This window comes from Kribbella pratensis, from assembly GCF_004366075.1.
GTDB lineage: Bacteria > Actinomycetota > Actinomycetes > Propionibacteriales > Kribbellaceae > Kribbella > Kribbella pratensis.
The window spans coordinates 717,161-741,523 of record NZ_SODU01000002.1 but is presented as its reverse complement, the minus strand read 5'-3'; the positions used below and the strand labels follow the sequence as shown (position 1 = coordinate 741,523).

The following is a 24,363-nucleotide window of genomic DNA, read 5'->3' as shown; positions in this document are numbered from 1 at the left end:
ACTCATCAACCCGAGATCGCGACACGGGCTCACGCGGTGGGCCGGGTCATACGGTGCGGTTTGGATGGCATTGGTGAGTGCTGCAGATCCGGCCACCCGGGAGAACTAGAGCAGTGCTGTGACCCATGCGTCGTGGTGGGCCTCGATATACTCGGCGGCCGGCCCCCAGTGGTTGGCGTGGCCCTCCGCATAGAGGCGGGCCCAGGGCAGCTGGCCGGTGCGGTGGCCGTGGACCAGCAGGTCGTACATGCCTCGCGTATGCGCCGCGATCTGCGCCGGGAAGGCACGACGCTGCTCCGCGTCGAGCCCGTACCCGTCCGCCAACGCACGCAACCGCGGTCCGTCGACGTCGACGTTGCCTCGCGCCATGAACGGTACGAACCCGTGCGCGGCGTACCCGAGATCCCACAGCCGCGACGACGGCCCCGCGTTGTCCCAGTCGATGAACACCCAGCGTTCACCGTCACGCACCAGATTCCACGGAGCGAGATCGTTGTGGCAGATCAGGTCGCCGCCGGCTGGGTCCGGGACCACCGCGTCCCACACGGTGCCGGCCGGCGGTCGGAAGCTCTCCATCGCGTCGTGGAGTTCACGAATCAGCCGACCGAGGCGGGCCAACTCGTCCAGCGAGAACGGCGGCAGCGTGTCGGCCATCGCGCCAGGGATGAACTCGAGGACATGCCGCCCCTCCTCGTCCCGCCCCAGCGTGCGCGGCGCTCCGTCGAAGTCGGCGAGATGGGTGAGCACCGCCTCGACCCCGGCCGTCTGAACGAGCGCCGGCTTCCGCACCGTCGCGCCCACCCGCACCACCCGGTCGGAGACATTCCCTCCGGTCAGCACCTCTTCGGTTTCCACGCCCGACATGATGCCCGGTCGGTCGCATTATCTCGACAGACATTTGGCCGCCGCACCCTTTACGGTGGTCGCATGGCAACGGTCAGGCAGGTTCAGGTCACTTTCGACTGCGCGAATCCTGAGCGCGTCGCTCGTTTCTGGTGTGAGGTGCTGGGGTACGTCGTACCGCCGCCACCGCCCGGGTTCGAGAGCTGGGACGAGTACGACCGCGCGCAGCCGCCCGAGCGACAGGGATCCGCGTTCGCGTGCGTCGATCCCACAGGTGCCGGCCCGCGACTGTTCTTCCAGCGCGTTCCCGAAGGCAAGGTCGTCAAGAACCGCGTGCACCTCGACGTACGCGTCGGCACCGGCCTCGTGGGCGAAGAGCGCCTGGCAGCACTCGAGGCCGAATGCGCCCGCCTACTCCCCCTCGGCGCAACCCGCGGCCAACTACTCCTCGCCGACGAAGAAAACGAGTCCTGCCTCAACATGCAAGACGTCGAAGGCAACGAATTCTGCCTCGACTGACTCGATGCGTTTCGCCGTACTCACCTTGGGATTCGAGGACCCCCGAGATTCTCGCGGCGGGTTCGCCGCTCGTCCCCGATGACGACGGTCACCGCGTGGCCGTGTACCGCTGCTCCTGCTGCGAGGCAGGCTGCGGCGTGATCGCGCCGTACGTCGTTCCCTTCCCCGGACCGCTGACCGGTCACCTGCCCTGCAGTTTCGACTGCAGGTCTTCCCAACCCGCCCGATAGCCAGTCACGGCCATAGCGCTGGCGACCCGGAGGCCGTCGACTTCGACGGCGAACACGTCCGCGGGCCAGTCGTGCCGCGCAACACCCCAGAAGTCGGTGAACGAACCAGCCCCGTCGGCCTGCACCAAGAACAGCTCGACCATGATCCCGTCGATCTCGAACGCCCGCTTGTGCGGAAACCGCTTGGCCTCGATCTCCTGTACGTCGCCACGCGCCAGAAACTCGTCCACAACCGCGAAGCCGTCAGCCGGATACAACAGGTCGACGTCCCCATGCGCCCGCGGTGCACTCAACCCAAGCAACTCCGCCGCCCATCCCCCAAACACCCAGGCCCTGACCCCAGCACCCTCCAGCCGCCCAACGACGTACCGAACAAAGCCCAGGTCATTCCTCCGCACCATCCCCGAACCGTAAGTCACACCCGGGCCGCTCCGATGGCGACTGGAACTCCTTGACGTTGGCGCAGCCAGGCAACGAGGCCATTATCTGATTAGATAACGGACCTCAGGGAGTGCCGGCATGGACAAGGACAGTCAGGCGGTCAGCGAGCAACTGAACCGCGCTCTCGCCGAGAGTGGGCTGTCTCAGGCTGCGTTCGCCACTGCCCTCGGCACGTCCGCTTCGCGCTTCTCCACTTACCGTTCCGGAAGGACCAAGCCGACGGCGCAGATCTTCCTGCGGGCTGGGCGGATCGCGCGTGCCCTGCACGCGGCGCGTGAGTATCGGATCATGACGGCCCCGACTACCGCGGCGGCTATCCGCGACGCGAGCGACGAGGAGTGGGCCTGCGGATGCTCCTCCAGGGCCGCGACCACCTGCGCTTGCTGCTACGCCGTCACGATGGTTCCGAAGCTGCCTGGGAGGCGGCGCCAGGCACGACCGGTCATGCAGGCTTCGATGCACTCCTCGCCGTCCTGACAGCGCACGAATTCGAGGAAGCCGGAGAGGACCCGCCCGACTGGACCAAGGTCGACCGTCTCCCCGATCGCTGGATTCCCGCACATCCGTTCCTGGACCACGACGAGATCATCGAGCAAACCCCGGACTACTTGGCACAAGCCAACATCTTCATCCCCGCCCGCGATCTGGTGACCGCATGACCGGCGCCCGCAACGAATTCAGAGCAAGTGAAATCGTCGACCTCCTCTCCGAACTCGACAAGCGGCTGAAAGCGCGTGGCCCATTCAGGGCCGAGCGTCTGCTGGCAAACAGTCGGGCCGACGCCACACCCGCGGCGGCGGCTGATCGTGCGGACACTTCAGCGGTACGTCGCCTGGATCACCCGCCCTCCCGCGAGCGGAGTTAGTCGGTACGCGGGCGCATTGGCAGGCTTCCGTTGGAAATCTGGGAGAGGCTGTCGATTCAGGGGAGGGTTGTTCGACCTGTGGGTGAGCGGTCGTCCACGGGGTCGTCCGGAGCATTCAAGGAGCGCGTTATGACTGCCACCTATACCTTCGACATCTTCTCCAGCCTCGACGGTTTCGCGTCGTACGACAACGCCGACTGGGGGCCGTACTGGGGTAAGCAAGGCCCGGAGTTTCTGGATCGGCGGCTTGCCTTGTACGGCGAGGCGCAGCGGATGGTTTTCGGGGCCGACACGTTTCGTCTGTTCATGGAGATGATCGGGTCGAGCAAGGTGCCGGCTGAGGCGCTTGATCCGGTGAACGGGCGGCTGCGGAGTATGCCGACCACGGTGGTGTCGTCGACGCTCGAAGGACCGTTCGACTGGCCGGCCGCCAGCGTTGTGAGTGGCGATGCTGTCGAGGTGATCGCCCGGCTCAAGGAGGAGTCCGACGTACCTCTGCGCTCGCACGGCAGCCTCTCGCTGAACCGGGCGCTGATGGCCGCCGGCCTGGTCGACCGGGTCCAGGTGACGGTCTTCCCGGTGATCGCCGGTCAGACCGGGGTGGAGCCGATCTTCCAGGGCGCCGCGGACTTCGACCTCGATCTGATCGAGAGTCGCACGTTCGACGGACGTACCCAAGAACTCATCTACCGGCCCACCCTGCATGTCTGAAAGCCTAGGCGGGGAAGGCCTTCCAGTGGCCTTCGGAGATGACTTCGGTGGTGCCGTTGGTCACCTTGATCGCGGTCTGCTCGTCGATGGCGTACGACGAACCCTCAATGCCGGCGGCCCACCTCTCCGCGTTGGCCAGGGTGTTCTCCGGCATGCTCTCGTGGTCCAGGTGCGGGAAGATCGAGAAGTCGACGACCCCGAGCGTGCGGTCGTCCGGGGCAGACGGCCACGATACGAAGTCGTCACCGATCCGCGGTGTCATCACCATGCTGCCGGCGCTCACGCCCACCCAGACCGTGTCGGACAGCGACGGCATGAGGTCGAACAGGCCTGACTCCCGCATCCAGTGGCACAGGTACGTCGCGTCGCCGCCGTCCACCAGCAGGACGTCGGCCTCGCGTACCCACGGCACCCACCGCTCCTCGCCGATGCTGGGCAACGCGGTGAGCTCGAGGACGCCGACGGATTCCCAGCCCAGTCTGGGCATGTGCCAGGGAGGTTCGCCGGTGACGGAGCCCCGTACCGAGGTGGGCCCGAGCATCGGATGGCCCCACATCGCCGTCGGGACGCACAACGCACGGGACTCGGCGATCGGCTTGCCCAGCAGCTCGACGAGCGCGTCGTGGATGCTCGGGTTCGTGATGCCTCCGGACGTGAGGAGAAGATGCATACCTGACTCCTTGTCTTGGCGCCCTCGACCGGCCGCCGTTCACCTGTACTACGAACGCTAGGTTCCAGATCCGACACCCTGTCAGAAATCCCTCTGTTAGCGTGCGCGAATGGAACCTCTGGGACTCGTGGCGTGGCCGCCGGAGCCGATCAAGACCGAGCGCCTCGTACTCCGTGAGTCCGAGGCGCGCGACCGTACGGCGTTCGTCGAGCTGCTCACCTCGCCGGAGGTGAACACGTACCTCGGCGGTCCGCGCCCGCGTGACGAGGTCGAGCGCCAGACGCCTGAGGTTCCCGAGCGGTGGCCAGGGAGTTTCGTCGTTGAGCTCGACGGGACAATGATCGGCCAGATCCTGCTCAGGAGAGCGACCAAGCATCGCCCGGCCGCCGTTGGGAAGGCCGATCTCGGCTACTTGTTGCTGCCGCAGGCGTGGGGATTCGGGTACGCCGGTGAGGCGTGCGCGGCCGCCCTCGACTGGTTCGACGGCGTCCTGCCCGGCGAGCCGGTGGTGCTCGCCACCCAGACCGCCAACGTCGGCTCGATGCGCCTCGCGGCGAAGCTGGGGTTCATCGAGGTGGAGCGGTTCGAGGCCTGGGGCGCCGAGCAATGGCTAGGCATGCGGTCTCCGGTCACGCCGTAACTGTCGGAACCGGGCGTTAGCGTCGCCGGATGCTGCCTGCGAGACCACTTGGCCCGGATGCCCAGGGCCAGTGGGTTCAGCGTTGGATGTCGCCGCAGTGGACGCAAACCGCAGACGCCTGGGTGACCGCCCGACTCGCGGAGCACGACCGCCGAATCAGCGGCGTACCTGTCACCTACCGGGCCCGCTTCTGGTCTGTCGTCCGCTGCTATCCCACCGCCGAGGGCATGGTGTGGTTCAAGGAGAACAATCCGGGACATCGGTTCGAGGCAGGTCTCGTCGCGGCGTTGGCACAGCACGCGCCGGATGACGTGATCGTGCCGATCGCCGTGGATCGCGAACGCAGCCGGCTGCTCACAGCTGACCAAGGATCGACGCTGACGCATCCGGAAGTTGCGGATCAGGCGACGCGACGCACCGTCGTACGAGCCTTGGCCCGTCTTCAGTGCACGCTCCTCGGCCGCCTCGACGCGACCGAGCATCCGGGCATCATCGAACTGACGCCCACCACGGCCGGCGACCGAGTGCGCGCGATAGCCCAGGAGTGGGCGGCCTTGCAGCCCGGGCATCCGCTGCGATTCGAGCCCGATCTGCTAGCACGAGCGGCGCGGGCCGCCGACGTACTCGATCGGCACACCGCGTCCCTCAGCAACGTCGTGCCCCTCGACCTGGAGATCAACGACGTGTACCCGGCGAACATCTTCGCCGACCGCTCAACCGGCGTACTCCGGCCGCGGTTCTTCGACTTCGGCAACGCGATCTGGGGTCACCCGTTCGTCTCGCTGCACGGCTTCCTCGACTCGGTCGTGGAGTGGACCGGCGCGCCGTTGTCACCCGCACACAGACAAGCGCTGTACGACGCCTACCTGGCCGTATGGCGTGACCACCTCGACGCCGACCCACAAGTCCTCCGCCACGACCTCGTCGCCACCGAGGCGCTCGTCGGCGTCCACAGGCTCGTCTCCTGGCTACGCCTCATCCCGTACGCCGACCCCCTCGAGCTCCAAGCCCGCGCCGAGATTCCCCAGCACTACCTGACCACCGTCGCCGCGCTGAGAGACTGAGGACGTGACGGAATACGCGATGCCGCCAGAAGCGGCGGGCACGTTGATTGTGGCCCTGCAGCGGCACGGAGTCGCAGCATGCGTCGGCGGAGGTTGGGCTGTCGATGCACTGGTGGGGAAACAGACTCGGGAACATTCAGATCTCGACATCTGGGTCGACGCGGTTGACTTCGAAGGTCTCGTCGCAGCCTTCGCCGATCAAGGAGTCGATCGGCTCTACCCCTGGCCCGGTGACCGCCCGTGGAACTTCGTATTGCATGACGGCCGCAGTCGTCGCGTAGATCTTCACCTCTACGAGACCCTGGGCGACGGCCGACTTCACTACGGCAGTGTCAACGCGCCGTTCATGTTCACCCGGGAGGATCTCTCGGGTACGGGTGAGATCGCCGGCGTCTCAGTTCGATGCGAGCAGCCTGAGTTCGCCTTGCAGAACCACACCGGCTACGAGCTGCGTGAGGTCGACCGACACGACGTAGCTGTGCTCTGCGAGCGCTTCGGGCTCCAACCGCCCGAGAACCGAACACCAAAGCCCAGGTGAACTGACTGATGCTTGGCAGGGAGCTCATCGGCGCGGGCCCCCAACGAGTGCCGCTGCCGTATGGGCGCCGTCACCCATCCGGTGCTGGTGGGCGGCGGCACACCGTTCTTCACCGCGCTGGACAGCTGCGTGAACCTGAACCTGGTGGAGACACGAACGCTTCCGGCGGCGTGCTCCTGACCAGGTGCGAGACGAGGCGTTGAGCTCGCCATTCCTCGCCCTCACCCGCTAGATGCCGGTACCAGTCATGACGGCGACGGTTCGTGGAAGTACGTGACGGGCTTGCCCAAGGCGTTGGCGTAGGCGATCTCGCGGCGGGTGGCCTCGCCGATGTAGCCGCCGGGGTTCACGATCCGTACCTCATCTGCGAGGTCGATCCTGCGGAGGTGCAGCTCGCCCAAGGCCCGCACGAGCACGGGGTCCAGCACAGGCGCCTCGGTGGCCTCCGGAGCCAGCACGATCGCCAGATCGAGCGTCAAGCGCGTGCGCTCGCTCGCAAACTCCCTGCTGAAGCGCAGCGAACCGCAAAGACAAACGATCCTCGGGCGAGCAACCGGCACGTCGGACATGGTGCCGTGTCATCTGAGGCGTTAGCAAAACAGCCCCCGGGACAAAGCGAAAACCCCAGGTCATTCAGCTCGTGACCTGGGGTTTGTTGGCGCGCTCGGAGGGATTCGAACCCCCAACCTTCTGATCCGTAGTCAGATGCTCTATCCGTTGAGCTACGAGCGCTGGACAACGTCGAGTAACGATACATGGAGGGGGCGGGTGGAGGCCAATCGGCTCCGGAGGGAGGGCTCCGGGGGGCGAATTCGGGGGTACGACGGGGGTACGGCGGGGGTACGACCGGGTAGGACGGCGGCGCGGTGCGGCGCGTCCGGGGAGGCGCGGTGGGGGCTCTACGATCCGCGCATGGGTATTGAGGAGTTGCTCGGTGGGCGGGATCTGGGGGATGTGAAGAAGGCGGTCGGGTTCGTGATGGAGAACTCGGACGACTTCGAGAAGGTGCTGAATCTGGTGCGCGGGCTGCCGGACGACGCACTCGGGCTCATCGGGAAGCTGCCGGAGCTGCTGAAGGCGATCGGGTCGGGGCTGGCGGAGGCCGGTGAGCAGGCGGCGAAGGCGGCCGGGGCGCTGGTCGGGGACGACGGCGAGGGTGGCGCGCGGAAGGCGCTGGCCGGGAGCGCCGGGACGATGAACGCGGCCAAGGACAAGCTGCACGACGCGGCCGGGATGCTCGCCGGGCTCGCGGGTGAGCTCGACAAGATCCCCGGGATCGGCGACGCCGCGGCGAAGAAGCTGAACGACGGAAGCGGGCAGATCGGCGGTGTCGCGACCGAGGTCGAGGCGCTGGCCGGGAACTTGCAGGACCTGTCGGGCATTCTCGCGACGGTCGGCGAGGCGCTGAACGGGCTCGGCACGAAGCTCACCGAGTCAGGCGGCTCGGTGAAAACCCTCCTCGGCTGAACGCTGACCACGCAGGCAAGTCCGAGCGGGCCGGACTGGGAATACCCCTTGGTCACTGCGAACTGGCTATTGCCTGTTCCCAGTCACCGGCGCGTGTCCCGTGTTGAGTGCGCGGGAGGACCTTCGCGTGGTTAAGGTCGCGGGCATGGGTAGTCGACTGGTGCGGGGTACGGCGATCGGGTGTGGTGTGGCCGCGCTCGTGGGGGGTGGGGTCGGGTTCGCGGTCGGGGAGCCGGTGACGCCGAAGGACATCCTGCCGGCGCGGACGCTGCCGGCGGATCTGTGCGCGCGGATCGGGGACGTGGCGAACCTGTTGCCCAAGGCATCGTCCGGTCCGGTGACGATGACGCAGGGCGGGACGACGACGATCAGCTGTACGGCGGCGAGCTCGCGCCAGAAGGTGCGCGCGTACACGTCGGCGAGCGTGAACGTCACGATCACGGCGTACGGCGGGCTGGATGCCGGCGCGGGGAACGCGCCGTTCACGCCGACCCAGGTCGCGAACCGGACGTTCAGCCGGTCGACGATGAACAAGTACGACGGGGACCGCCCGTACCCGACCAAGGTCAGCCGGACCGCGACCGGACTGGCCGGTGAGTCCTGGACCGTGCACACGCTGGTGCAGCGCGCGGACATCGTCGTACAGGTGGACTACAAGGCCAACCCCGTGGACGCGGACACGGCGCAGAAGGCGGCGCTGGCGCTGGCGGACCGGGCGATCTGGGAAAGCGAACAGTGATGACCAACAGCACGCCGGAGATCCCGGGCTACCAGTTCGATCAGCGGATCCTGCTGCACCCGCTGGCGGAGTTGTGGCACGGCCGCACGTTCACCGGGACGGACGTGATCGCGCTCGTCCTCAGTGAGGAAGGCGCCCGGAACCCGACCGTGGTCGACCGCCTCACCAGGGCGAGCCGCGACGCCGCACTCGAACCCGGCCGCCAGGAAACCCCGCTCTGGGCCGCCAACTTCACCTCGAGCCGCCCGTACGCGATCACGCAACTGACCTACGGCGAGACCGGCGCCGAGCGCCTGGTCGACCCGCTCGACGGCGTACTCGGGAACGACGACGAGTCGCTGCAGGCGGTCCGCAACCAGCTCGTCGGGTACGGCGCGACGCCGCCGATCCTTCCGCCCGGCGACACCGCGTCGCAAGGCAGCATCCCGTCGTACGTCGACCGCCCTGAACAGGAGCAGGTAGCAGAAGCGCAGCCGCAGTCGAAGATCGAGGTCGCGCGGCAGTACCGCCGCAAGATCGGCCCCTGGATCTACGCGGTCGTCGCGGTCGTCGTGCTGATCGTGTTCAGCATCGCCTACTCGATCGGCACCGCGATCGGCGGCAGCGTCAAGGAGGAACCAACCGAGGCCGCCCCGCCGCCGGCCGTCAGCCCGGAGCCGATCGCCTCGAGCGTCCTGATCCCTCCGATCAACCGCGTGACGACCGCGCCGTACAAGCGGTCCGACGGATCGCCGGGCGTCTTCGGCGCGACGTACGCGGCCGGCGCCGACGTACAGGTCGTCACGAACGCCGAGCTGCCGTTCGCGGTCGGCTGGCCGCGGCCGCCGCAGGTGGGTTTTCTCGGTGAGTCCTCGCAGCTGATCCTGCGCCGGATCGTCACCAGGAGCGACCAGGATCCGGGTGGGCTGAAGAACGCGATGCAGGCGCAGTTCGCCCTGCATCCGTGCGCGAGCCTGGCCAAGTGCCTGTCCGACCGGCCGACGTTCGACCAGCAGTGGACGAAGATCTACAAGACCACCGCGCCCGCGACCGCGAAGGACGCCCGGACCTGGCTGACGGTGTCGACGAAGACGCCGTACACGATCACCATGACGCGCGCGTTCCTGAGCGGCGGGCAGTGGTGGCTGGTCGGCGCGATGGTCTACGGCCAGCCTGCGGAGGCCGCGGACATCCAGCGGCTCGTGAACGACATCTGGCGGCAGACCAGCTGAAGCACCGGAAAATCTCCTGGAACGGCCCGCGCGAACAGCGCGGGCCGTTCTCGTTTTCACAAGCTGAACCGGAAAGCGATTGTCGCGAAAAGTTTGTGACCGGGTTCACGTTCTAGGGGTTCTCACCACTTGGGTCGATCCCGTACGGTAGTACCACTTGCACACTGGTATACGTCCACTGGACGCACTGGTCTGCGACAGATCACACCGCCAGCCAGCTGAATCGAACCGCCGGAGACCCCGGCGGCCGGAGCCGTACCCCCTCAGCGTCGAGGGGTCGCGCGGTCGCCGGGCCCGACAGCCGAGAGGGAATGAGCCGCCGATGACGACCACCGCCAGCCCGACCCATACCGAAGCCGCCGCCCCCGCAGTCGCCAAGGAGCCCCTCGAAGCCGAGGCACCGTACGACCTAACCGACGCACCGACCCGCCACGCCGGCCTGCTGGCCTGGGTGGCCGAGGTCGCCGCGCTCACGCAGCCCGACCGGATCCACTGGGTCGACGGGTCGGACGCGGAGTACGCCGAGCTGACCGACGAACTGATCGCGGCCGGCACCATGGTCCGGCTGAACGACGAGAAGAAGCCGAACTCGTTCTGGGTCCGCACCGACCCGTCGGACGTCGCCCGGGTCGAGCAGCGCACCTTCATCTGCTCCACGGACGAAGCCGACGCCGGCCCGACCAACAACTGGGTCGACCCGGTCGAGATGAAGGCGACGCTGACGGAGCTGTACCGCGGTTCGATGCGCGGCCGGACGATGTACGTCGTCCCGTTCTGCATGGGTCCGCTGACGGCCGAGAAGCCGATGTTCGGCGTCGAGATCACGGACTCGGCGTACGTCGTCGCCTCGATGCGGATCATGTGCCGCACCGGCGCCGACGTACTCGAGAAGATGGGCGACGCAGCGCCGTACGTCCCCTGCCTGCACTCGGTCGGCGCGCCGCTCGCGCCCGGCCAGCAGGACGTGCCGTGGCCGTGCAACGACGAGAAGTACATCGTGCAGTTCCCCGAGGAGCGGGCGATCTGGTCCTACGGCTCCGGGTACGGCGGTAACTCGCTGCTCGGCAAGAAGTGCTACTCGCTGCGGATCGCGTCGGCGATGGCTCGGGACGAGGGCTGGCTCGCCGAGCACATGCTGATCCTGAAGCTGATCTCGCCGGAGAAGAAGGTGCACTACATCGCCGCCGCGTTCCCGAGCGCCTGCGGCAAGACCAACCTGGCGATGCTCGACCCGACCTTGGAGGGCTGGGAGGTCGAGACGCTCGGCGACGACATCGCCTGGATGCGGTTCGGCAAGGACGGCCGGCTGTACGCCGTGAACCCGGAGTTCGGCCTGTTCGGCGTGGCCCCCGGCACCGGCTGGAAGACCAACCCGAACGCAATGCGCACCATCGAGAAGGGCAACTCGGTCTTCACCAACGTCGCGCTCACCGACGACGGTGACGTCTGGTGGGAGGGTTACTCGCCGACCCCGCCGGACCACCTGACCGACTGGAAGGGCCGCGAGTGGACGCCGGGCTCGGGCGAGCTGTCCAGCCACCCGAACAGCCGGTTCTGCACGCCGATCAAGCAGTGCCCGATCATCGCCGACGAGTACGACGACCCGAACGGCGTACCGATCTCCGCGATCATCTTCGGCGGCCGCCGCGCCACGACGGTCCCGCTGGTGACCGAGTCCCGCGACTGGGCGCACGGCGTGTTCATGGGTGCGACGCTGTCCTCGGAGACCACCGCCGCGGCGGTCGGCCAGGTGGGCGTCGTACGGCGGGACCCGATGGCGATGCTGCCGTTCCTCGGGTACGACGCGGGGCAGTACTTCGACCACTGGCTGACCGTCGGCAAGCAGCACGACGCGGCGCAGCTGCCGAAGATCTTCTACGTGAACTGGTTCCGCAAGGACGAGGCCGGCAAGTTCGTCTGGCCGGGCTTCGGTGAGAACAGCCGTGTGCTGAAGTGGGTCATCGAGCGGATCGAGGGTCAGGCGGACGCGGTCGAGACCCCGATCGGACGGGTGCCGGCGGCGGACGCGCTCGACGTCAGCGGTCTGGACCTGACCGCGCACGACCTGGAGATCGCGCTCGACGTCGACGTCGAGCAGTGGAAGGCCGAGATCCCGTTGATCGAGGAGTGGTTCGCGAAGCTCGGCGACACCGTCCCGACGGAGCTCAAGGTCGAACTCGACCACCTGAAGGCCCGGCTGGCCTGACCAAACGCCGGCCGCCGAGTCGGAAGCCGGCGGCCGGACCAACACCGCGCGGCGCCCTGGTTCATCCGCCGGGGCGCCGCGCGGTGCTTTCTGCGAGCACCCGCCGTACCTCGTCGTCACTCACCGCTGAGAAGTCCCGGTACGCCTGGCCGACCGCCGTGAAGTACTGCGGGATCCACGCGCACACCACCTGATCCGCGACCCGCGACAGCCGCCGGCAGCTCTCGACGCCGCCCACGGGTACGGCGACGACGACGCGCGTCGGCCGATGGCGTCGTACTGCTTCTACCGCGGCCAGCATCGTCGCGCCGGTCGCGAGGCCGTCGTCGACCAGGATCACCACGCGATCCCGTACGTCGATCGGCGGCCGGTCGCCCCGGTACGCCTGCTCGCGGCGGCGCAACTCCTGGACCTCCTGGCGGCGTACGGCCTCCAGGGTCTCCGGGGTGACCTCCGCCGCGATCGGCTCGTTGCGGACCACGTGCAACTCCTCGCCGACGCCGGCGATCGCGCCCATTGCCAGCTCCGGCTGACCGGGCAAGCCGAGTTTGCGCACGATCAGTACGTCGAGCTCCGTGTCCAGGACGTCCGCCACCGGGGCCGCGACGGGTACGCCGCCCCGCGCCAGCCCGAGGACCAGCACGGAACCGCCGACCGATCCGAGCTCGTCGGCCAGCACGCGGCCCGCGGCCGCCCGATCCGGGTACGGCCTCCTCATACCGCCCATCATCCACGGACGGCGGCGCGTTGGGAGGATTCAGTTGTGTGGTGTCGTGGTCAAGCAGACCCGTTCAGCCGGGAGGCGGACAGTCTGCTCGCACCCCGTGCGGTCCACGAACTGAACGAGCGCGACCCAGCCGTCGGCGCAGTGCAACCGGCCGATCAACCAGGCCGCTGACCAACGGTCGTCGAACTGGACGAGCACGTGCGCGGGCAGGCCGACGCCGAGCAGCGGCCGGGGATCACACGCGGTCGTCGGCGGTGCGAGAGCGGTCATCTGTCATCACCTCTCGAGATCCGATGCCCGCTCCTCACCGTGACGTCGCACCCCGGGCACCTGCTGGTACCCAGGAAATGTTTCGGACACGGCACCGAACCGTCACGGCCTCGACCCAATCGACGGGCCGCGGTCTGGGTACGTTGAGCGCATGAAGATCGGTGTGATGCTTCCGCTCGGAGCCGGCGATGGGCCCGATGGCGGGATGGCTGGCTGGAAGGACGTGCGGGCGGCCGCGGAGGCGGCTGACCAGAGCGGGCTGGACTCGGTCTGGCTCGCGGACCACTTCCTCTACCGGGATCCGGAGGGGCAGGTGTTCGGCATGCACGACAGCTGGACCCTGCTGAGCGCGATCGCCGCGGTCACGTCCCGGGTCGAGCTCGGCAACATGGTGCTTTGCGCATCGTTCCGCGACCCCGGCCTGACCGCGAAGATGGCCGCGACCCTGGACGAGGTCTCCGGCGGTCGCCTGACCCTGGGAGTCGGCGCGGGGTGGCACGACCCGGAGTACGAGGCGTTCGGCCTACCCACCGACCATCGAGTGGGTCGCTTCACCGAGTGGCTGGAGATCGTGGCCCGACTGATCCGCGGCGAAACGGTCAGCTACGAAGGCACCTACTACAAGGTCCGCGAAGCCAACCTGGACCCGGCCCCACCCCACCAGATCCCCATCCTGGTCGCCGGTCACCGCCCCCGCATGATGCAACTGGTCGCCCAATGGGCCGACGCCTGGAACACAGCCTGGTACGGCGCTCCCAACCTGCAGGTGGAAGAACGCCTGGAAGCCCTCCGCCAAGCCTTGGTCACCGCGAACCGCCCCCAAGAAGCAGTCGCCCGCACGGCGGGCATCATCGTCCGCGACCCAGACCAGCAAGCAGCCGACCCCAACCCCAACGCAATCCCGGTACAAGATCTCCCCGAGGTATCAACCGCCTACCAAAGACTGGGCGTCAACCAACTCATCATCTCCCCAGAACCCATGACCCCAACCTCGATAGAACGCATAGCCCAAGCAAACCAAGATCTGACGAGCTAACCCCGCAGGTCGCAGCGAAACGAGAAGCAGCACGGAGCACCCACGCGCGGGACAGTCATCAGCACGGAGCATCCATCCAGCGGGGCAGCCGCTGGGGGGTCCGGGGGGCGAAGCCCCGCCGGGCGGGGTCTGGGGGTTGCACCCCCAGTGACATGGCCGGAGCTCTTTGCCTGCGCTTTTTGCAGGCAAAGAGCTCCCAGAGCGGAGGCGGCGGGATTTGAACCCGCGAGAGGGGGTAACCCTCAACCCGCTTAGCAGGCGGGCGCCATCGACCGGACTAGGCGACGCCTCCTCCGACGGCCCACTCGAGGAGCGGACACGACGACGGCCAAGAGTATCCGCTCGACCGGTCCGGGAGCAAAGCGGGCCGCCGGGCACGCTGGGTCGCCGACACGGCACGTTGCGGTAGTAGCCCCGAGCCCCTGTACCCTGACGAGCATCGACGGGGGTCGCCAGCATCACGTCAACCAACGCGTCAACCAAGTTGGTGTCGTGGGCGTCTGAAGTACCGTGGGCTGCCATGCGCGGCCGACGGAAGGGTCGTGACGTCGTCGATCAGGGAACGGAGCCATGTCGCGGAGTACTCGCGCAACCGGTCGGAGGGCAGCTCCTCGTGCCAGCCGGTCCCGGGCCCGAACGCACCGTGCCCGGACGGCGTCGAAGGCGATCGGCCTGACGCTGCTCAGCGCCCTGGTCCCCGGCTCGGGGCTGCTGATGGGCGGCCGGAAGAAGCTCGGCTCGTTCATCCTGACGATCAGCATCGGCCTGCTGCTGATCGGCGCGTACGTCGGACTCACGCACCGCGACTCCGTGCTCGCCCTGCTCGTCTCCCCGCGTCAGCTGCTGGTCGCGACCGGTGCCGTCGTCCTGCTCGGGATCGGCTGGATCTGGACCGTGGTCGCGTCGCACAAGCTGCTCCGCCCGGTCAGCATGACGTATACCGGCCGGCTGGCCGGCTCGATGTTCGTCGGGTTGCTCTGCTTCGCGATCGCCGTACCGACGACCGTCGCGGCGCAGACCGTGATGGCGCAGCGCGACCTGATCGGCAGCGTGTTCCAGTCGGAGGGGAACTCGAAGAGCGCGACCCGGCCGAAGGTCGGCAACGCGAGCGACCCGTGGGCGAAGACCCCGCGGCTGAACCTGCTGCTGCTCGGCGCCGACGACGGCGTCGGCCGGACCGGTGTCCGGACCGACACGGTGATCGTGGCGAGCATCGACACCAAGACCGGTGACACCGCGCTGATCTCGCTCAGCCGGAACTGGATGCGGATGCCGTTCCCGGAGGACTCCCCGCTGCACAAGGTGTACCCGGACGGCTTCTGGGACCCGAGTCTGGGCAATGTCGAGCAGCCGGAGTACTACCTGGACGCGATGTACGAGAACGTCCCGAAGGCGCACCCGGGGATCCTCGGCCAGACCGACAACGAGGGCGCGGACGTGGTCAAGCTGGCCGCGAGCGCCGCGCTCGGCCTGGACATCGACTACTACATGCAGGTCAACCTGGCCGGGTTCCGGCAGATCATCGACGCGCTCGGCGGCATCACCGTGAACGTGAACTACCGGGTGCCGATCGGCGGCGACTACGGCGCCGGCCCCGGGTCGAACAGCGAGAAGAAGCCGAGCGGGTACATCGAGAAGGGCCCGAACCAGAAGCTCGACGGGTACCACGCGCTGTGGTTCGCGCGCGGCCGCTACGGGCTCAGCGACCCGTCCCGGCAGGAGCGGCAGCGCTGCACGATCCACGCGCTCGTGAACAGCGCGAACCCGCAGGCGCTCGTGACGTCGTACCAGCAGATCGCGAAGGCCGGGAAGCAGCTGCTGCGCACCGACATCCCGCAGGAGATCCTGGGGGCGTTCATCCAGCTCGCGCTGAAGGTGAAGAACGCGAAGGTCGCGAACATCGACCTGGACAAGAACAAGAACTTCCCGAGCGGCAAGAACCCGGACTACGCGGCGATGCGGGAGATCATCCAGAAGGCGATCGCCCCCAAGACCGCCCCGGCCGCCTCGACGCCGACGGTGAAGCCGACCCGGAACCCTACCAAGGCGCCGACCTCCGGCTCCACGAAGCGGCCGACGCCGTCGAAGACGACCACCACCCCGGGCGCCGCGGAGAACCTGAACGACGCCTGCGCCTACAACCCGAGCGAGACCGGCACCAACTGATCCGGCTTGGTGAACCCCTCTCAGGGAAGTATTGGACCAAAGTGAAAATTGGTCACACCTGGGGGTGACTGTGAGGCGTTCGGTGGCGGTTGTGGTCGGTGTTGCGGCCTTGCTCTGCGCAGGTTGCAGCGGCAAGGCGGACAGTGCTGACAGTGCGGGCGCGCCCTCGGCAGGGGGTAGGACGACCAGCACCAGCGCGCCGCCGCCCTCGTCGGCGGCACCCAAGCCGGCCCCGAAGCCGACACCGACTGCCGTAGCGCTGTCGGTGCCGATGTACCAGCGGGCGCTGACCAATGTCGAGAAGGTTCTCAAGCCGTACGTCGCCCGCGTGATGAACGCGCAGACGATCGCGGCGTTCGACGCGTCCCGCGCCCAGCTCGCGAGCGCCGTCGTACTCGAACGCAGCGAGCTCGTGAAGATCACGCCGCCGCGCGGTCTGGTGTCCGCACATCCCCAGGTCCTCGACGCCTTCGACGCGTACGCCGGGAACGTGGCCACTGAGCTGACCAGGGCCGGCGGGACGAAGACCAGCTGCGGCTTCCCGAAGGCGCTGGACGTCCGGCTGTACGAGGCGAAGAGCGGCGTCCGGTTCGCGTACGCCGAGCTCGCGCAGGGCGTGCAGAAGTCGATCGGCAAGGGTGTGAAGTTCGGTGCGCTGTCGGTGCCGGCGAAGCTGGCCCAGCCGGCCGTGATCGCCGGCCGGGGTGAGAACGGCGACGTGTTCCAACGGTCCGGACCGCGTGGCTCGGGTTCGCTACGGATCACCAACGCCGGCTCGGACATCGTGGTCGTGGTCACGGCCAACAGCCCGCGCAAGCCGCAGGCCTCGATCTACGTCCGGGCGAACAAGTCGGCAACGCTGAACGGGATCCGCGGCGACTACTGGGTCTACTACAAGACCGGGAGGAACTGGGACGCAAAGAACAACCGGTTCACCGAGGACTGCTCGTACTCGAAGCTCGAGCGGTTCCTGGACGGGTCGTACTCGTGGTCGCTGACGCTGAAGTCCGTGGCCGGCAACACCTCGGAGTCCGAGACGGAAGCCTTCTGATCCGGTCGCCCCGGGCGGATGAGATCCTGTGGCGATGCGTACGACGTACCGGATGCGGCCGGGGCGCTTCCTCGGAATCCTGGCCGCCGGGCTGATCATTCTCGGGGTGGCCGCGGTGCTCTGGGCACTGGGGCTGCCGGATGTCGCCGTCTCGGTGTTCGTCACGCTCGGCGGGATGATCGCGCTGGCCGGCCTGTGGATCCTGGCCCGGCCGCCGAAGGTCGCACGGCTCCGCGACAGCGACCTCGAGGTCCGCGGTCTCCGCACGCCCTGGACCGACATCACCGAGGTCGGCCGGGTCGAGACCACCCACGGCGAGGCGATCGTGCTGCGCACCAAGAACCCCGATCATCCGATCCTGCTGCCGATCTCGTGGCTGGCGCCCGGTACGGCCGAGAGCCTGGAGACCGCGCTCCGGGACAAGCTGAACGCGGCCCACGGGTACACGATCTGGGACGGGACTGCCCCCGAGGACACCAACAGCGCAGAATGATGCGGTGCTTTCCTTCGAGCTGTCGTACGACGAACTACTCACGTACCAGGGCACGAACCCGCGGCCCGCGGACTTCGACACGTTCTGGGACAAGGCCCTGCTGTCACTCGACGAGGTCGCGGCTGATGCCGAGTTCGTCGACGCCGTCGACTTCCCGCTGACGACGGCGACCGCACAGCACCTGTACTTCACCGGGACCGGCGGCTACCGGGTCCACGCGAAGGTACTGCGTCCCGCCGAGCCGACCGGACCGGCCGTGCTGCTGTTCCACGGGTACGGCGGTGAGCAGCCGAAGTGGGTCGAGTTACTGCCGTACGCCGCTCGTGGATTCACGGTCGCGGCACTGGATGTCCGCGAACAGGTCGGATTCCGTACGTCGTCGCAGGCATCGAACAGCTTCTCGCTGCAGCACCACCTGGTGCACGGGCTCGACGACGGTCCCGACGGGCTGCTCTACAAGCACGTCTTCCTGGACACGCGGCGCTTGGCGGACCTCATCGGCGGGCTGCCGGAGGTCGACGCGGCCCGGATCGCGACGACCGGTTGGAGCCAGGGCGGCGGACTGTCGCTGGTGGCGGCCGCGCTGACGCCGACCATCAAGTACGTCGCGAGCGTGTACCCGTTCCTCTCCGACTACCAGCGGACGTGGGACCTGAACCTGGAAACCTCGCCGTACGACGAGATCGTCACGTGGTTCCGCAAGCGCGACCCGCGGCACCTCCGCCAGGAGGAGGTGTTCACGACGCTCGGCTACATCGACATCCAGCACCTGGCGCCCCGGATCCAGGCCGAGGTCACCCTCTTCACCGGCCTCGAGGACCAGATCTGCCCGCCGTCGACGCAGTTCGCCGCCTACAACAAGATCCAGTCCCCCAAGGAAGTCCGCACGTACCCCGACTTCGGCCACGACGACCTCCCCGGCGCCCACGACGACATCTACCAGCTGATCGGCACCAAACTCTGAGCACCGGGCGTACGCGTCGACGTACTGGGTGAGGGCGCTCAGTGCCGGCGCCGGGGTGGTCGTCGGTTGCGGGGAACCGGAATGTAGGTCTCGTAGAGGATGCGGGGGTCGTGGAGTGCCTCGATCGCGTCGATCCAGGCTTGAGCTGTCTCGTCGGTGTCGCGGCGAATCACGATCACGACGCGGTTCTTGAGGCAATCCCAACCACCGCCGATTCCTTCGCGGCTCGGCCCCCACCGATCCATGGTCGAGAAGAGGCGGTCCGCCAGTGCCTCCAGCTCCGCCCGCGAGTAACGCACAGACACGAACTTGACGACGAATCCGTCGGCGGCCTCCAGAACGGCGTACTTCAGCCGCTCCACGTCGGCTGAGGTTCCGTTCACCGCTCCGACCAGGCGGACCACCACGACCCGCGATTCGTGATCCCACGACAGACCGCCGTCCGGCACCGGGCTTGTCGCCACGAGCCGTCCGATCTCGTTGATCTGCTGCTGCAGGTCGTACGTACCCGTGACGTCGACACAACTCGATGCTAGTTCCACTCCAACCGGCATTGTGATCCTCGCGGTCGCGTGATGTGCAGCTCGACTGGTAGTGCACCGGCGAGACGCTGTACGCACGGACACGTTCACGCTCAGGTGCACTACCCGGCCACCCGACACTTCCTGTCCAGCTGCAGATCGGACCGGGCCAGCCCCCGCCACTGGTGACTTACCGACATATGTACCCTTGTGGTTACGTAGCCGGTTGGGTACATTCGGGGTCATGGACGTGGTGTTGCAGGCGTTGGCTGATCAGAGCCGGCGGACGGTGCTGGAGATCTTGCGGGATCATCCCGCGACGGCCGGTGAGTTGGCCGATGCGCTGCCGATCGCGCGGCCGGGTGTGTCCCGGCACCTTCGGGTGCTGCGGGAGGCCGGGCTGGTCGACGTACGGCAGGAGGCGCAGCGGCGGATCTACACCTTGCGGCCGGAGGCGCTCGTCGAGGTGGACGAGTGGCTGGAGGGATACCGCGCGCTGTGGCGGAACCGGCTCGATGCGCTGCACACCGAGATCGCACGAGGAAAGAAGGCATCTCAGTGAGGATCACCGGAACGATGCGGGCTCTGGACCGCACCCGCGGCGCTGTCCGCGTCGAGGACGTCTACGACACGGATATCGACGACCTCTGGGCGGCATGCACCACGCCGGAGCGACTCGCCCGCTGGATCGCCGAGGTGTCCGGCGCACTGCACGAAGGCGGAACGATCCACGCCGTCTTCACCAGCACGTGGAACGGTCCGGCTCGTATCGACATCTGCGAGGCACCGCATCATCTGCTGCTCACCACGGAGCCGGGCACCGACGACGAGGGTGAGCTCGAGGCCTGGCTCACCCCGATGGGCTCGCAGACCAAGCTGGTGGTCGAGGAGCGCGGCCTCCCCATCGGCTCACTCCACTTCCACGGAGCCGGCTGGCAGGTCCACCTCGAGGACCTCGGCCGCTCGTTGGCGAACGACGGCCCGGCCCACGACGGCGGCTGGTCGGCGGAGGTGCCTGCCCCGGCCTGGCACGCCCGCTGGACCGAACTCACCCCGGCGTACCGGCAGACCAATGTCTGACCGCATCAAGCTGGAAGGGATCACCGTCAACGCACCTGATGCACTCGTCCTGGCGCAGTTCTACGCCGAGATCACTGGTGGAGTCGTCCGTGGTACGTCGCACTGGGCCTCCGTCTCGGGGCCCAATGGGGTCATCTCCTTCCAGCAGGTGGACGACTTCCGGGCGCCACAGTGGCCCGGCAACGACGTACCGATGCAGATGCACCTCGAGTTCCTCGTCGACGACCTCGAGGCAACCGGAGCACGGGTCCTCGCGGCCGGCGCCAAACTGCTCGACTTCCAACCGAACGCCGACCATTGCCTCGTGTACGCCGACCCCGCCGGCCACCCGTTCTGCCTCTCAACCTGGGACACCGAAACAGCTACAACAGGAACCAGTAGTTGACCGTCGGTCCTTGCGTCGCCAGCCCTCCACCGAGCGAGTCGTACAGCTTGCGCGCCGGAGCGTTCTCAGCTCCCGTGGTGAGGAACATCTTGGTGGCACCGGCCGACCGGCCCGCGCCCATGAACGCGCTCGTCAGGGCTCGGCCGATTCCTTGCCCGCGGTGGGATTCGACGACCTCCAACTGGTGGAGGTAGAGCATGGAAGCGCCGTCGGGTCGCGCAAGCCGGTAGCCCCAGCACCAACCGATGATCTTGTCGGCTGCGGTGGCCACGAAAGCCAGAGTGCCGGGGGCTTCGAGGTAGCCGGCGTCGGCGTCGGCATTCATGAAGGTACGGACGGCGCGCGCAAGCAGTTCGGCGTCCGGGGTGACGACGGGCATTCATTCCCCAGGTGATCGAGTAGCTGGAAAGGATAGCTAGGTGCCGAGGCCGGCGTCGCGGGCGCGGGCTACTGCTTCGGCTCGGCCGGCGACGTGGAGTTTTGTGAAGACGTTGGAGACGTGGTTGCGGACGGTTTTGTCGCTCACCACGAGCTGACGGGCGATTGCTGCGTTGGTCAGGCCGCGCGCCACCAGATCGAGAACCTCGCGCTCGCGATCGGTCAGCTCGGGGAACGGCGCGACACGAGGGCCGGATCGGCCGGCAGCGAAGTACGACAGGACCCGGCCGGCGATCGCGGACGAGAAGACCGCCTCACCATGTGACACCCCGTCAAGCGCCCGGCCGATCTCTGCACGGTCGGCGCCCTTCAGCAGGTACCCGCGTGCACCGGCCCGGACGGCGGCGAACACCGACTCGTCGTTCTCCAGCATCGTCAGCACCAGTACGGCGATCTCCGGGTGCCGCTCCGTCACCCGTCGGGTCGCCTCGACGCCGTTCAGGACCGGCATGTGCAGGTCCATCACGACAACGTCAGGGACGAGTTCACCGGCAAGGCGCACAGCCTGCTCGCCATCCGCTGCCTCGCCGACCACCTCCTTGCCGGGCATCGTCGAGATCGCGGTGACGAGACCTTCGCGATAGAGCGGATGGTCGTCGACCACCAGGACCCGTACTGTCATGACGTCCCCCTCGGCAACATGGCGGTGACCGTCGTACCGGACGGGCCCGAGTCGATCACCAGGTGGCCGCCGAGTTCTTCGGCCCGCTCGCGCATCGACGACGTACCAACACCTGGCCGCAGCTGGTCAGGCAGCCCGTGGCCGTCGTCGACGACTTCGATCCGCACGTATCCGTCCCCGTCGCACACCCGGACCGCGACAGCGCCCGCCCCGGCATGCCGGACCGCGTTCCCGATCGCTTCGCCGGCGATGTGGTACGCCGCAACTTCAACAGCAGCAGGCAATCCGGCGATCTCGTCCGCCGACACACACACCTTCGTCGCACCTGTGGACAATCGATCGCCCAGCTCACGCACCGCGGCCGTCAGCCCGAGCTCGTCCAGCATCGGCGGCCGGAGTTCGTGGACCAACGCCCGGACATCTGCGACCGCGGCGTTGAGCCGCGGCACCAGGCGGTCCAGCAACCGCCGGGCTGCCTCGGGATCGTTCGAGGCGAGGTCGCGCGCGGTCTCGACGTGCAAGGCCAGCGCGGCCAGCGACGGCCCGACCCCGTCGTGCAGGTCGCGACGCAGCCTCCGGCGCTCCTCCTCCCGTGCGACGACGACCGCTTCGCGCGATCGCTGGGCCTCGCGGGCCAGGAGGACGGTATGTGCCGCAACCGCAGCCTGCGTGGCGAGCTCGCCGAGCGCACGGATCTCATGTCCGTCGAACGTGGTCGACCGAGCGACGGTGAGCTGACCGAACCGCTCGCCGCCGTACTCGAGATCGACGGTCGTCCCGGACCCCGACCCCTCGCCGTACGACGTGACGGACCCGTCGCGCAGGACGATCGTCGCCCGCTGCACGCCCAGCGATCGCGCCACCTGTTCGAGCACCGACGGCAGGACGCGTTCGGACAGGTCATCCGGTGTGGTGGCTGCTGCCAGTCGCGCTCCGAGTCGCGCGAGTACGGCGTACGGCTCGTCGACGTCCCCGTGCACCAGCCGATTGACGTGCCGCTGCAGCCAGGAACGCAGTGGCAGGGCGGCCAGCGCGACCACAGTGGTCGCGAGGATCGGCGTACCCATCGTGGCTCCCAGCCGATCCCCGGCCAGCCAGACCGTGCCGGCGTACAGGCCGACCACCACCGTCGACAGAACGCCGTACACGATCGCCCGTGAGATGACGACGTCCACGTTCCAGAGGCCGTGGCGCATCACGGCGATACCGATCGCGATCGGAAGCGGCAGCATGGCGAGAGCGGCGGTGGCACCCGTGATGCCGGCGGGGAGCAGTCTGGCCACGCCGAAGAGGACGAGCGTGCACGCGTAGCCGACGAGTACCCACTTCAACTGCTGACGCTCGAGATCCGCGGCCTGCCGCCACCTGACGACGAGCGCGGCGAGGCCGACGACGACGGCGGCGAGCAGGAGTACGCCGGCGATCGCTCCCGCGACGGGTTCGCCGACCGCGGCCACGGCCAGTGGATGCCGCGCGCCGCGCAGAGCCTCGGGGAAGTCCTGGGAGTTGTACGGCGTGAGCGCCCACATGATCGTGATGACGGCGACGGCGGCCGCGTTCAGCGCGAGAGCAGCACGTGATCGCGGGCGACCGTCCGGCAGCAGCACCGGCAGCAGTACGGCGATCGCGACGTACCCGGGTGCCCAGAGCCAGGCCCCGATCCAGGTTGCCCAGTCGTCACTGGCGAGCGCTCCGACCTCTGACCCCAGCAGCGCCAGACCCTGGGTCAGGGCGATGGCTCCGAGGACCGCCTGGATCCGGCGGGCGCCCGCCGACCGCAGGAGCAGGCAGACGAGTCCGTAGGCGATCGCGGCCGCCGCCTCCATCAACCAGAACGACGGCCCGGCCGTCCGTCCCGCTGCCGCATTCACGGCATGGACGCCGGTGCCTGCCAGGCCGGCGAGCACCGCGAGTACCCCGATGACAACCCCCATGAGGGCATCATCGCCGCACCTGTGTCCCGCCGTCACGGGACAGGACGTCCCAGCTGAGGTCGTGACCCGCGGCCGTGTCGATCGGGACGGCCCGGTCGCGATCGTTGGCGGCACGTCAAACCGAACGACAGGAGACCGCAATGACCACCATGACCAGCACTCGATCCATCACCCGCCGACGCCCGTCCGCCACCGCCGTCACGGCGTCCGTCCTCCTCACACTGATCGCCGTAGTGGGTGGCTACGGAGCGATCTACTTCACCGGATTGGAGGGATGGGACGGCATCGGGGTGAGCTTCGTGGTCGCGTACGAGTTCCTGACGCTCACCGGCCTGGTCGCGGTCGCCGCGTTCCTCCGCGGCCACCGCCTCGGCCGCCCCGGCGTCATCCTCTACGCCACCTGGATGATCTACTTCACGCTCTTCAAGCTCATCGCGTTCCAAGAGCTCCAAGCCATCCCGTTCGGCGTGCTCGCCCTGATCGCCCTCGTGTGCGCCACACGCCGCCCGAACGCTGCTTGATCACGCAGTCG

The 24,363-nt window shown here is 68.0% G+C and carries 29 protein-coding genes, 2 tRNA genes and 1 pseudogene; 20 read left to right on the top strand and 12 right to left on the bottom strand.

Annotated features, from left to right (window positions below; all coding sequences use genetic code 11):
• Nucleotides 1–105: 105 nt before the first annotated feature.
• Nucleotides 106–855, bottom strand: a complete 750-nt coding sequence (locus tag EV137_RS18625) for a phosphotransferase (protein WP_202871040.1) — start codon at nt 853–855, stop codon at nt 106–108.
• Nucleotides 856–927: 72 nt separating this feature from the next.
• Here EV137_RS18625 and EV137_RS18620 point away from each other — a divergent pair, with 72 nt between their 5' ends.
• On the top strand, nt 928–1,362 hold the full coding sequence (locus tag EV137_RS18620; protein WP_134002047.1) for a VOC family protein: 435 nt from the start codon (nt 928–930) through the stop codon (nt 1,360–1,362).
• A gap of 181 nt (nt 1,363–1,543) precedes the next feature.
• Here the strand turns inward: EV137_RS18620 and EV137_RS18615 are convergent, their stop codons facing one another.
• Nucleotides 1,544–1,993 (bottom strand): nucleotidyltransferase domain-containing protein, encoded by a 450-nt coding sequence (locus EV137_RS18615; protein WP_375372032.1) that lies wholly within the window; start codon nt 1,991–1,993, stop codon nt 1,544–1,546.
• 378 nt (nt 1,994–2,371) lie between these two features.
• Between EV137_RS18615 and EV137_RS41085 the strand changes: the two genes are divergently transcribed.
• Both EV137_RS41085 and EV137_RS18605 read left to right on the top strand, forming a co-directional pair.
• Nucleotides 2,372–2,692, top strand: coding sequence for a hypothetical protein (locus EV137_RS41085; protein ID WP_202871039.1), 321 nt, complete (start codon nt 2,372–2,374; stop codon nt 2,690–2,692).
• Between the two features lie 335 nt (nt 2,693–3,027).
• Complete coding sequence (locus tag EV137_RS18605) at nt 3,028–3,609, top strand: dihydrofolate reductase family protein (RefSeq protein WP_134002039.1); 582 nt, start codon at nt 3,028–3,030, stop codon at nt 3,607–3,609.
• Between the two features lie 4 nt (nt 3,610–3,613).
• On the opposite strand, the gene EV137_RS18600 is transcribed toward EV137_RS18605, so the two are convergent.
• A complete protein-coding gene (locus EV137_RS18600) occupies nt 3,614–4,279 on the bottom strand; it encodes a Type 1 glutamine amidotransferase-like domain-containing protein (RefSeq protein WP_134130144.1) in 666 nt (221 codons plus the stop codon).
• A 109-nt stretch (nt 4,280–4,388) separates the two neighbouring features.
• On the opposite strand from EV137_RS18600, the gene EV137_RS18595 reads away from it, so the two are divergent.
• The 4 genes and pseudogenes from EV137_RS18595 to EV137_RS41080 all read left to right on the top strand — a co-directional run.
• Nucleotides 4,389–4,919: a GNAT family N-acetyltransferase gene (locus EV137_RS18595; RefSeq protein WP_134130143.1), complete on the top strand. Its 531-nt coding sequence runs from the start codon at nt 4,389–4,391 to the stop codon at nt 4,917–4,919.
• A 122-nt stretch (nt 4,920–5,041) separates the two neighbouring features.
• Nucleotides 5,042–5,983, top strand: a complete 942-nt coding sequence (locus tag EV137_RS18590; RefSeq protein WP_134130142.1) for a hypothetical protein — start codon at nt 5,042–5,044, stop codon at nt 5,981–5,983.
• A gap of 4 nt (nt 5,984–5,987) precedes the next feature.
• On the top strand, nt 5,988–6,521 hold the full coding sequence (locus EV137_RS18585; protein ID WP_202871038.1) for a nucleotidyltransferase domain-containing protein: 534 nt from the start codon (nt 5,988–5,990) through the stop codon (nt 6,519–6,521).
• A gap of 72 nt (nt 6,522–6,593) precedes the next feature.
• Nucleotides 6,594–6,724: pseudogene (locus tag EV137_RS41080) on the top strand (dihydrofolate reductase family protein); the annotation flags it as partial.
• 42 nt (nt 6,725–6,766) lie between these two features.
• Here the strand turns inward: EV137_RS41080 and EV137_RS18580 are convergent.
• Nucleotides 6,767–7,000, bottom strand: a complete 234-nt coding sequence (locus EV137_RS18580; RefSeq protein WP_238175409.1) for a hypothetical protein — start codon at nt 6,998–7,000, stop codon at nt 6,767–6,769.
• 177 nt (nt 7,001–7,177) lie between these two features.
• A tRNA-Arg gene (locus EV137_RS18575) sits at nt 7,178–7,253 on the bottom strand.
• Nucleotides 7,254–7,433: 180 nt separating this feature from the next.
• Here EV137_RS18575 and EV137_RS18570 point away from each other — a divergent pair.
• From EV137_RS18570 to EV137_RS18555, 4 genes are all read left to right on the top strand, one after another.
• Entirely contained in the window at nt 7,434–7,988 is a 555-nt protein-coding gene (locus EV137_RS18570; RefSeq protein WP_134130140.1) for a hypothetical protein, read from the top strand.
• A gap of 145 nt (nt 7,989–8,133) precedes the next feature.
• Nucleotides 8,134–8,727 (top strand): hypothetical protein, encoded by a 594-nt coding sequence (locus EV137_RS18565; protein ID WP_238175408.1) that lies wholly within the window; start codon nt 8,134–8,136, stop codon nt 8,725–8,727.
• Nucleotides 8,727–9,938, top strand: a complete 1,212-nt coding sequence (locus EV137_RS18560; RefSeq protein ID WP_134130138.1) for a hypothetical protein — start codon at nt 8,727–8,729, stop codon at nt 9,936–9,938. The genes EV137_RS18565 and EV137_RS18560 overlap by 1 nt, the downstream gene beginning before the upstream one ends.
• 322 nt (nt 9,939–10,260) lie before the next feature.
• Nucleotides 10,261–12,144, top strand: coding sequence for a phosphoenolpyruvate carboxykinase (GTP) (locus EV137_RS18555; protein WP_134130137.1), 1,884 nt, complete (start codon nt 10,261–10,263; stop codon nt 12,142–12,144).
• A gap of 61 nt (nt 12,145–12,205) precedes the next feature.
• Here the strand turns inward: EV137_RS18555 and EV137_RS18550 are convergent, their stop codons facing one another.
• Nucleotides 12,206–12,862: a phosphoribosyltransferase gene (locus tag EV137_RS18550; RefSeq protein WP_202871037.1), complete on the bottom strand. Its 657-nt coding sequence runs from the start codon at nt 12,860–12,862 to the stop codon at nt 12,206–12,208.
• A 39-nt stretch (nt 12,863–12,901) separates the two neighbouring features.
• Entirely contained in the window at nt 12,902–13,141 is a 240-nt protein-coding gene (locus EV137_RS18545) for a hypothetical protein (protein WP_134002019.1), read from the bottom strand.
• A gap of 151 nt (nt 13,142–13,292) precedes the next feature.
• On the opposite strand from EV137_RS18545, the gene EV137_RS18540 reads away from it, so the two are divergent.
• Nucleotides 13,293–14,177, top strand: coding sequence for an LLM class flavin-dependent oxidoreductase (locus EV137_RS18540; protein WP_134130135.1), 885 nt, complete (start codon nt 13,293–13,295; stop codon nt 14,175–14,177).
• 202 nt (nt 14,178–14,379) lie between these two features.
• Here EV137_RS18540 and EV137_RS18535 read toward each other — a convergent pair.
• A tRNA-Ser gene (locus tag EV137_RS18535) sits at nt 14,380–14,469 on the bottom strand.
• A gap of 278 nt (nt 14,470–14,747) precedes the next feature.
• Here EV137_RS18535 and EV137_RS18530 point away from each other — a divergent pair.
• From EV137_RS18530 to EV137_RS18515, 4 genes are all read left to right on the top strand, one after another.
• Nucleotides 14,748–16,343 (top strand): LCP family protein, encoded by a 1,596-nt coding sequence (locus EV137_RS18530; RefSeq protein ID WP_134130134.1) that lies wholly within the window; start codon nt 14,748–14,750, stop codon nt 16,341–16,343.
• Nucleotides 16,344–16,608: 265 nt separating this feature from the next.
• Nucleotides 16,609–17,394, top strand: a complete 786-nt coding sequence (locus tag EV137_RS18525) for a hypothetical protein (protein ID WP_134002013.1) — start codon at nt 16,609–16,611, stop codon at nt 17,392–17,394.
• 34 nt (nt 17,395–17,428) lie between these two features.
• Nucleotides 17,429–17,887, top strand: a complete 459-nt coding sequence (locus EV137_RS18520) for a hypothetical protein (RefSeq protein WP_134130133.1) — start codon at nt 17,429–17,431, stop codon at nt 17,885–17,887.
• A 4-nt stretch (nt 17,888–17,891) separates the two neighbouring features.
• Complete coding sequence (locus EV137_RS18515) at nt 17,892–18,851, top strand: acetylxylan esterase (protein WP_134002009.1); 960 nt, start codon at nt 17,892–17,894, stop codon at nt 18,849–18,851.
• A gap of 38 nt (nt 18,852–18,889) precedes the next feature.
• On the opposite strand, the gene EV137_RS18510 is transcribed toward EV137_RS18515, so the two are convergent.
• Complete coding sequence (locus EV137_RS18510) at nt 18,890–19,405, bottom strand: hypothetical protein (RefSeq protein WP_134130132.1); 516 nt, start codon at nt 19,403–19,405, stop codon at nt 18,890–18,892.
• A 211-nt stretch (nt 19,406–19,616) separates the two neighbouring features.
• Between EV137_RS18510 and EV137_RS18505 the strand changes: the two genes are divergently transcribed.
• The 3 genes from EV137_RS18505 to EV137_RS18495 are packed head-to-tail and all read left to right on the top strand — an operon-like array spanning nt 19,617 to nt 20,837.
• Nucleotides 19,617–19,934: an ArsR/SmtB family transcription factor gene (locus EV137_RS18505; RefSeq protein WP_133786740.1), complete on the top strand. Its 318-nt coding sequence runs from the start codon at nt 19,617–19,619 to the stop codon at nt 19,932–19,934.
• Nucleotides 19,935–19,948: 14 nt separating this feature from the next.
• Nucleotides 19,949–20,452: an SRPBCC domain-containing protein gene (locus EV137_RS18500; RefSeq protein ID WP_166679928.1), complete on the top strand. Its 504-nt coding sequence runs from the start codon at nt 19,949–19,951 to the stop codon at nt 20,450–20,452.
• On the top strand, nt 20,445–20,837 hold the full coding sequence (locus tag EV137_RS18495; protein ID WP_134130130.1) for a VOC family protein: 393 nt from the start codon (nt 20,445–20,447) through the stop codon (nt 20,835–20,837). The genes EV137_RS18500 and EV137_RS18495 overlap by 8 nt, the downstream gene beginning before the upstream one ends.
• Here the strand turns inward: EV137_RS18495 and EV137_RS18490 are convergent.
• From EV137_RS18490 to EV137_RS18480, 3 genes are read right to left on the bottom strand one after another with little or no spacing between them, the layout of a single operon-like run.
• Nucleotides 20,815–21,216 (bottom strand): GNAT family N-acetyltransferase, encoded by a 402-nt coding sequence (locus tag EV137_RS18490; RefSeq protein ID WP_134002003.1) that lies wholly within the window; start codon nt 21,214–21,216, stop codon nt 20,815–20,817. The genes EV137_RS18495 and EV137_RS18490 overlap by 23 nt on opposite strands.
• 36 nt (nt 21,217–21,252) lie before the next feature.
• Nucleotides 21,253–21,897, bottom strand: a complete 645-nt coding sequence (locus EV137_RS18485; RefSeq protein WP_134002001.1) for a response regulator — start codon at nt 21,895–21,897, stop codon at nt 21,253–21,255.
• Complete coding sequence (locus EV137_RS18480) at nt 21,894–23,831, bottom strand: sensor histidine kinase (RefSeq protein ID WP_134130129.1); 1,938 nt, start codon at nt 23,829–23,831, stop codon at nt 21,894–21,896. Before EV137_RS18480 ends, EV137_RS18485 begins: the two co-directional genes overlap by 4 nt.
• 140 nt (nt 23,832–23,971) lie before the next feature.
• Between EV137_RS18480 and EV137_RS18475 the strand changes: the two genes are divergently transcribed.
• Entirely contained in the window at nt 23,972–24,352 is a 381-nt protein-coding gene (locus EV137_RS18475) for a hypothetical protein (RefSeq protein ID WP_134001997.1), read from the top strand.
• The last annotated feature ends 11 nt before the right edge of the window (nt 24,353–24,363 follow it).

Coding starts and splice junctions, on each gene's coding strand:
- EV137_RS18620 (WP_134002047.1), top strand. CDS start 928: ATGGCAACGGTCAGGCAGGTTCAGGTCACTTTCGACTGCGCGAATCCT.
- EV137_RS18615 (WP_375372032.1), bottom strand. CDS start 1,993: ATGGTGCGGAGGAATGACCTGGGCTTTGTTCGGTACGTCGTTGGGCGG.
- EV137_RS18605 (WP_134002039.1), top strand. CDS start 3,028: ATGACTGCCACCTATACCTTCGACATCTTCTCCAGCCTCGACGGTTTC.
- EV137_RS18600 (WP_134130144.1), bottom strand. CDS start 4,279: ATGCATCTTCTCCTCACGTCCGGAGGCATCACGAACCCGAGCATCCAC.
- EV137_RS18595 (WP_134130143.1), top strand. CDS start 4,389: ATGGAACCTCTGGGACTCGTGGCGTGGCCGCCGGAGCCGATCAAGACC.
- EV137_RS18570 (WP_134130140.1), top strand. CDS start 7,434: ATGGGTATTGAGGAGTTGCTCGGTGGGCGGGATCTGGGGGATGTGAAG.
- EV137_RS18565 (WP_238175408.1), top strand. CDS start 8,134: ATGGGTAGTCGACTGGTGCGGGGTACGGCGATCGGGTGTGGTGTGGCC.
- EV137_RS18560 (WP_134130138.1), top strand. CDS start 8,727: ATGACCAACAGCACGCCGGAGATCCCGGGCTACCAGTTCGATCAGCGG.
- EV137_RS18555 (WP_134130137.1), top strand. CDS start 10,261: ATGACGACCACCGCCAGCCCGACCCATACCGAAGCCGCCGCCCCCGCA.
- EV137_RS18550 (WP_202871037.1), bottom strand. CDS start 12,862: ATGAGGAGGCCGTACCCGGATCGGGCGGCCGCGGGCCGCGTGCTGGCC.
- EV137_RS18545 (WP_134002019.1), bottom strand. CDS start 13,141: ATGACCGCTCTCGCACCGCCGACGACCGCGTGTGATCCCCGGCCGCTG.
- EV137_RS18540 (WP_134130135.1), top strand. CDS start 13,293: ATGAAGATCGGTGTGATGCTTCCGCTCGGAGCCGGCGATGGGCCCGAT.
- EV137_RS18530 (WP_134130134.1), top strand. CDS start 14,748: ATGTCGCGGAGTACTCGCGCAACCGGTCGGAGGGCAGCTCCTCGTGCC.
- EV137_RS18520 (WP_134130133.1), top strand. CDS start 17,429: ATGCGTACGACGTACCGGATGCGGCCGGGGCGCTTCCTCGGAATCCTG.
- EV137_RS18510 (WP_134130132.1), bottom strand. CDS start 19,405: ATGCCGGTTGGAGTGGAACTAGCATCGAGTTGTGTCGACGTCACGGGT.
- EV137_RS18505 (WP_133786740.1), top strand. CDS start 19,617: ATGGACGTGGTGTTGCAGGCGTTGGCTGATCAGAGCCGGCGGACGGTG.
- EV137_RS18500 (WP_166679928.1), top strand. CDS start 19,949: ATGCGGGCTCTGGACCGCACCCGCGGCGCTGTCCGCGTCGAGGACGTC.
- EV137_RS18495 (WP_134130130.1), top strand. CDS start 20,445: ATGTCTGACCGCATCAAGCTGGAAGGGATCACCGTCAACGCACCTGAT.
- EV137_RS18490 (WP_134002003.1), bottom strand. CDS start 21,216: ATGCCCGTCGTCACCCCGGACGCCGAACTGCTTGCGCGCGCCGTCCGT.
- EV137_RS18485 (WP_134002001.1), bottom strand. CDS start 21,897: ATGACAGTACGGGTCCTGGTGGTCGACGACCATCCGCTCTATCGCGAA.
- EV137_RS18480 (WP_134130129.1), bottom strand. CDS start 23,831: ATGGGGGTTGTCATCGGGGTACTCGCGGTGCTCGCCGGCCTGGCAGGC.
- EV137_RS18475 (WP_134001997.1), top strand. CDS start 23,972: ATGACCACCATGACCAGCACTCGATCCATCACCCGCCGACGCCCGTCC.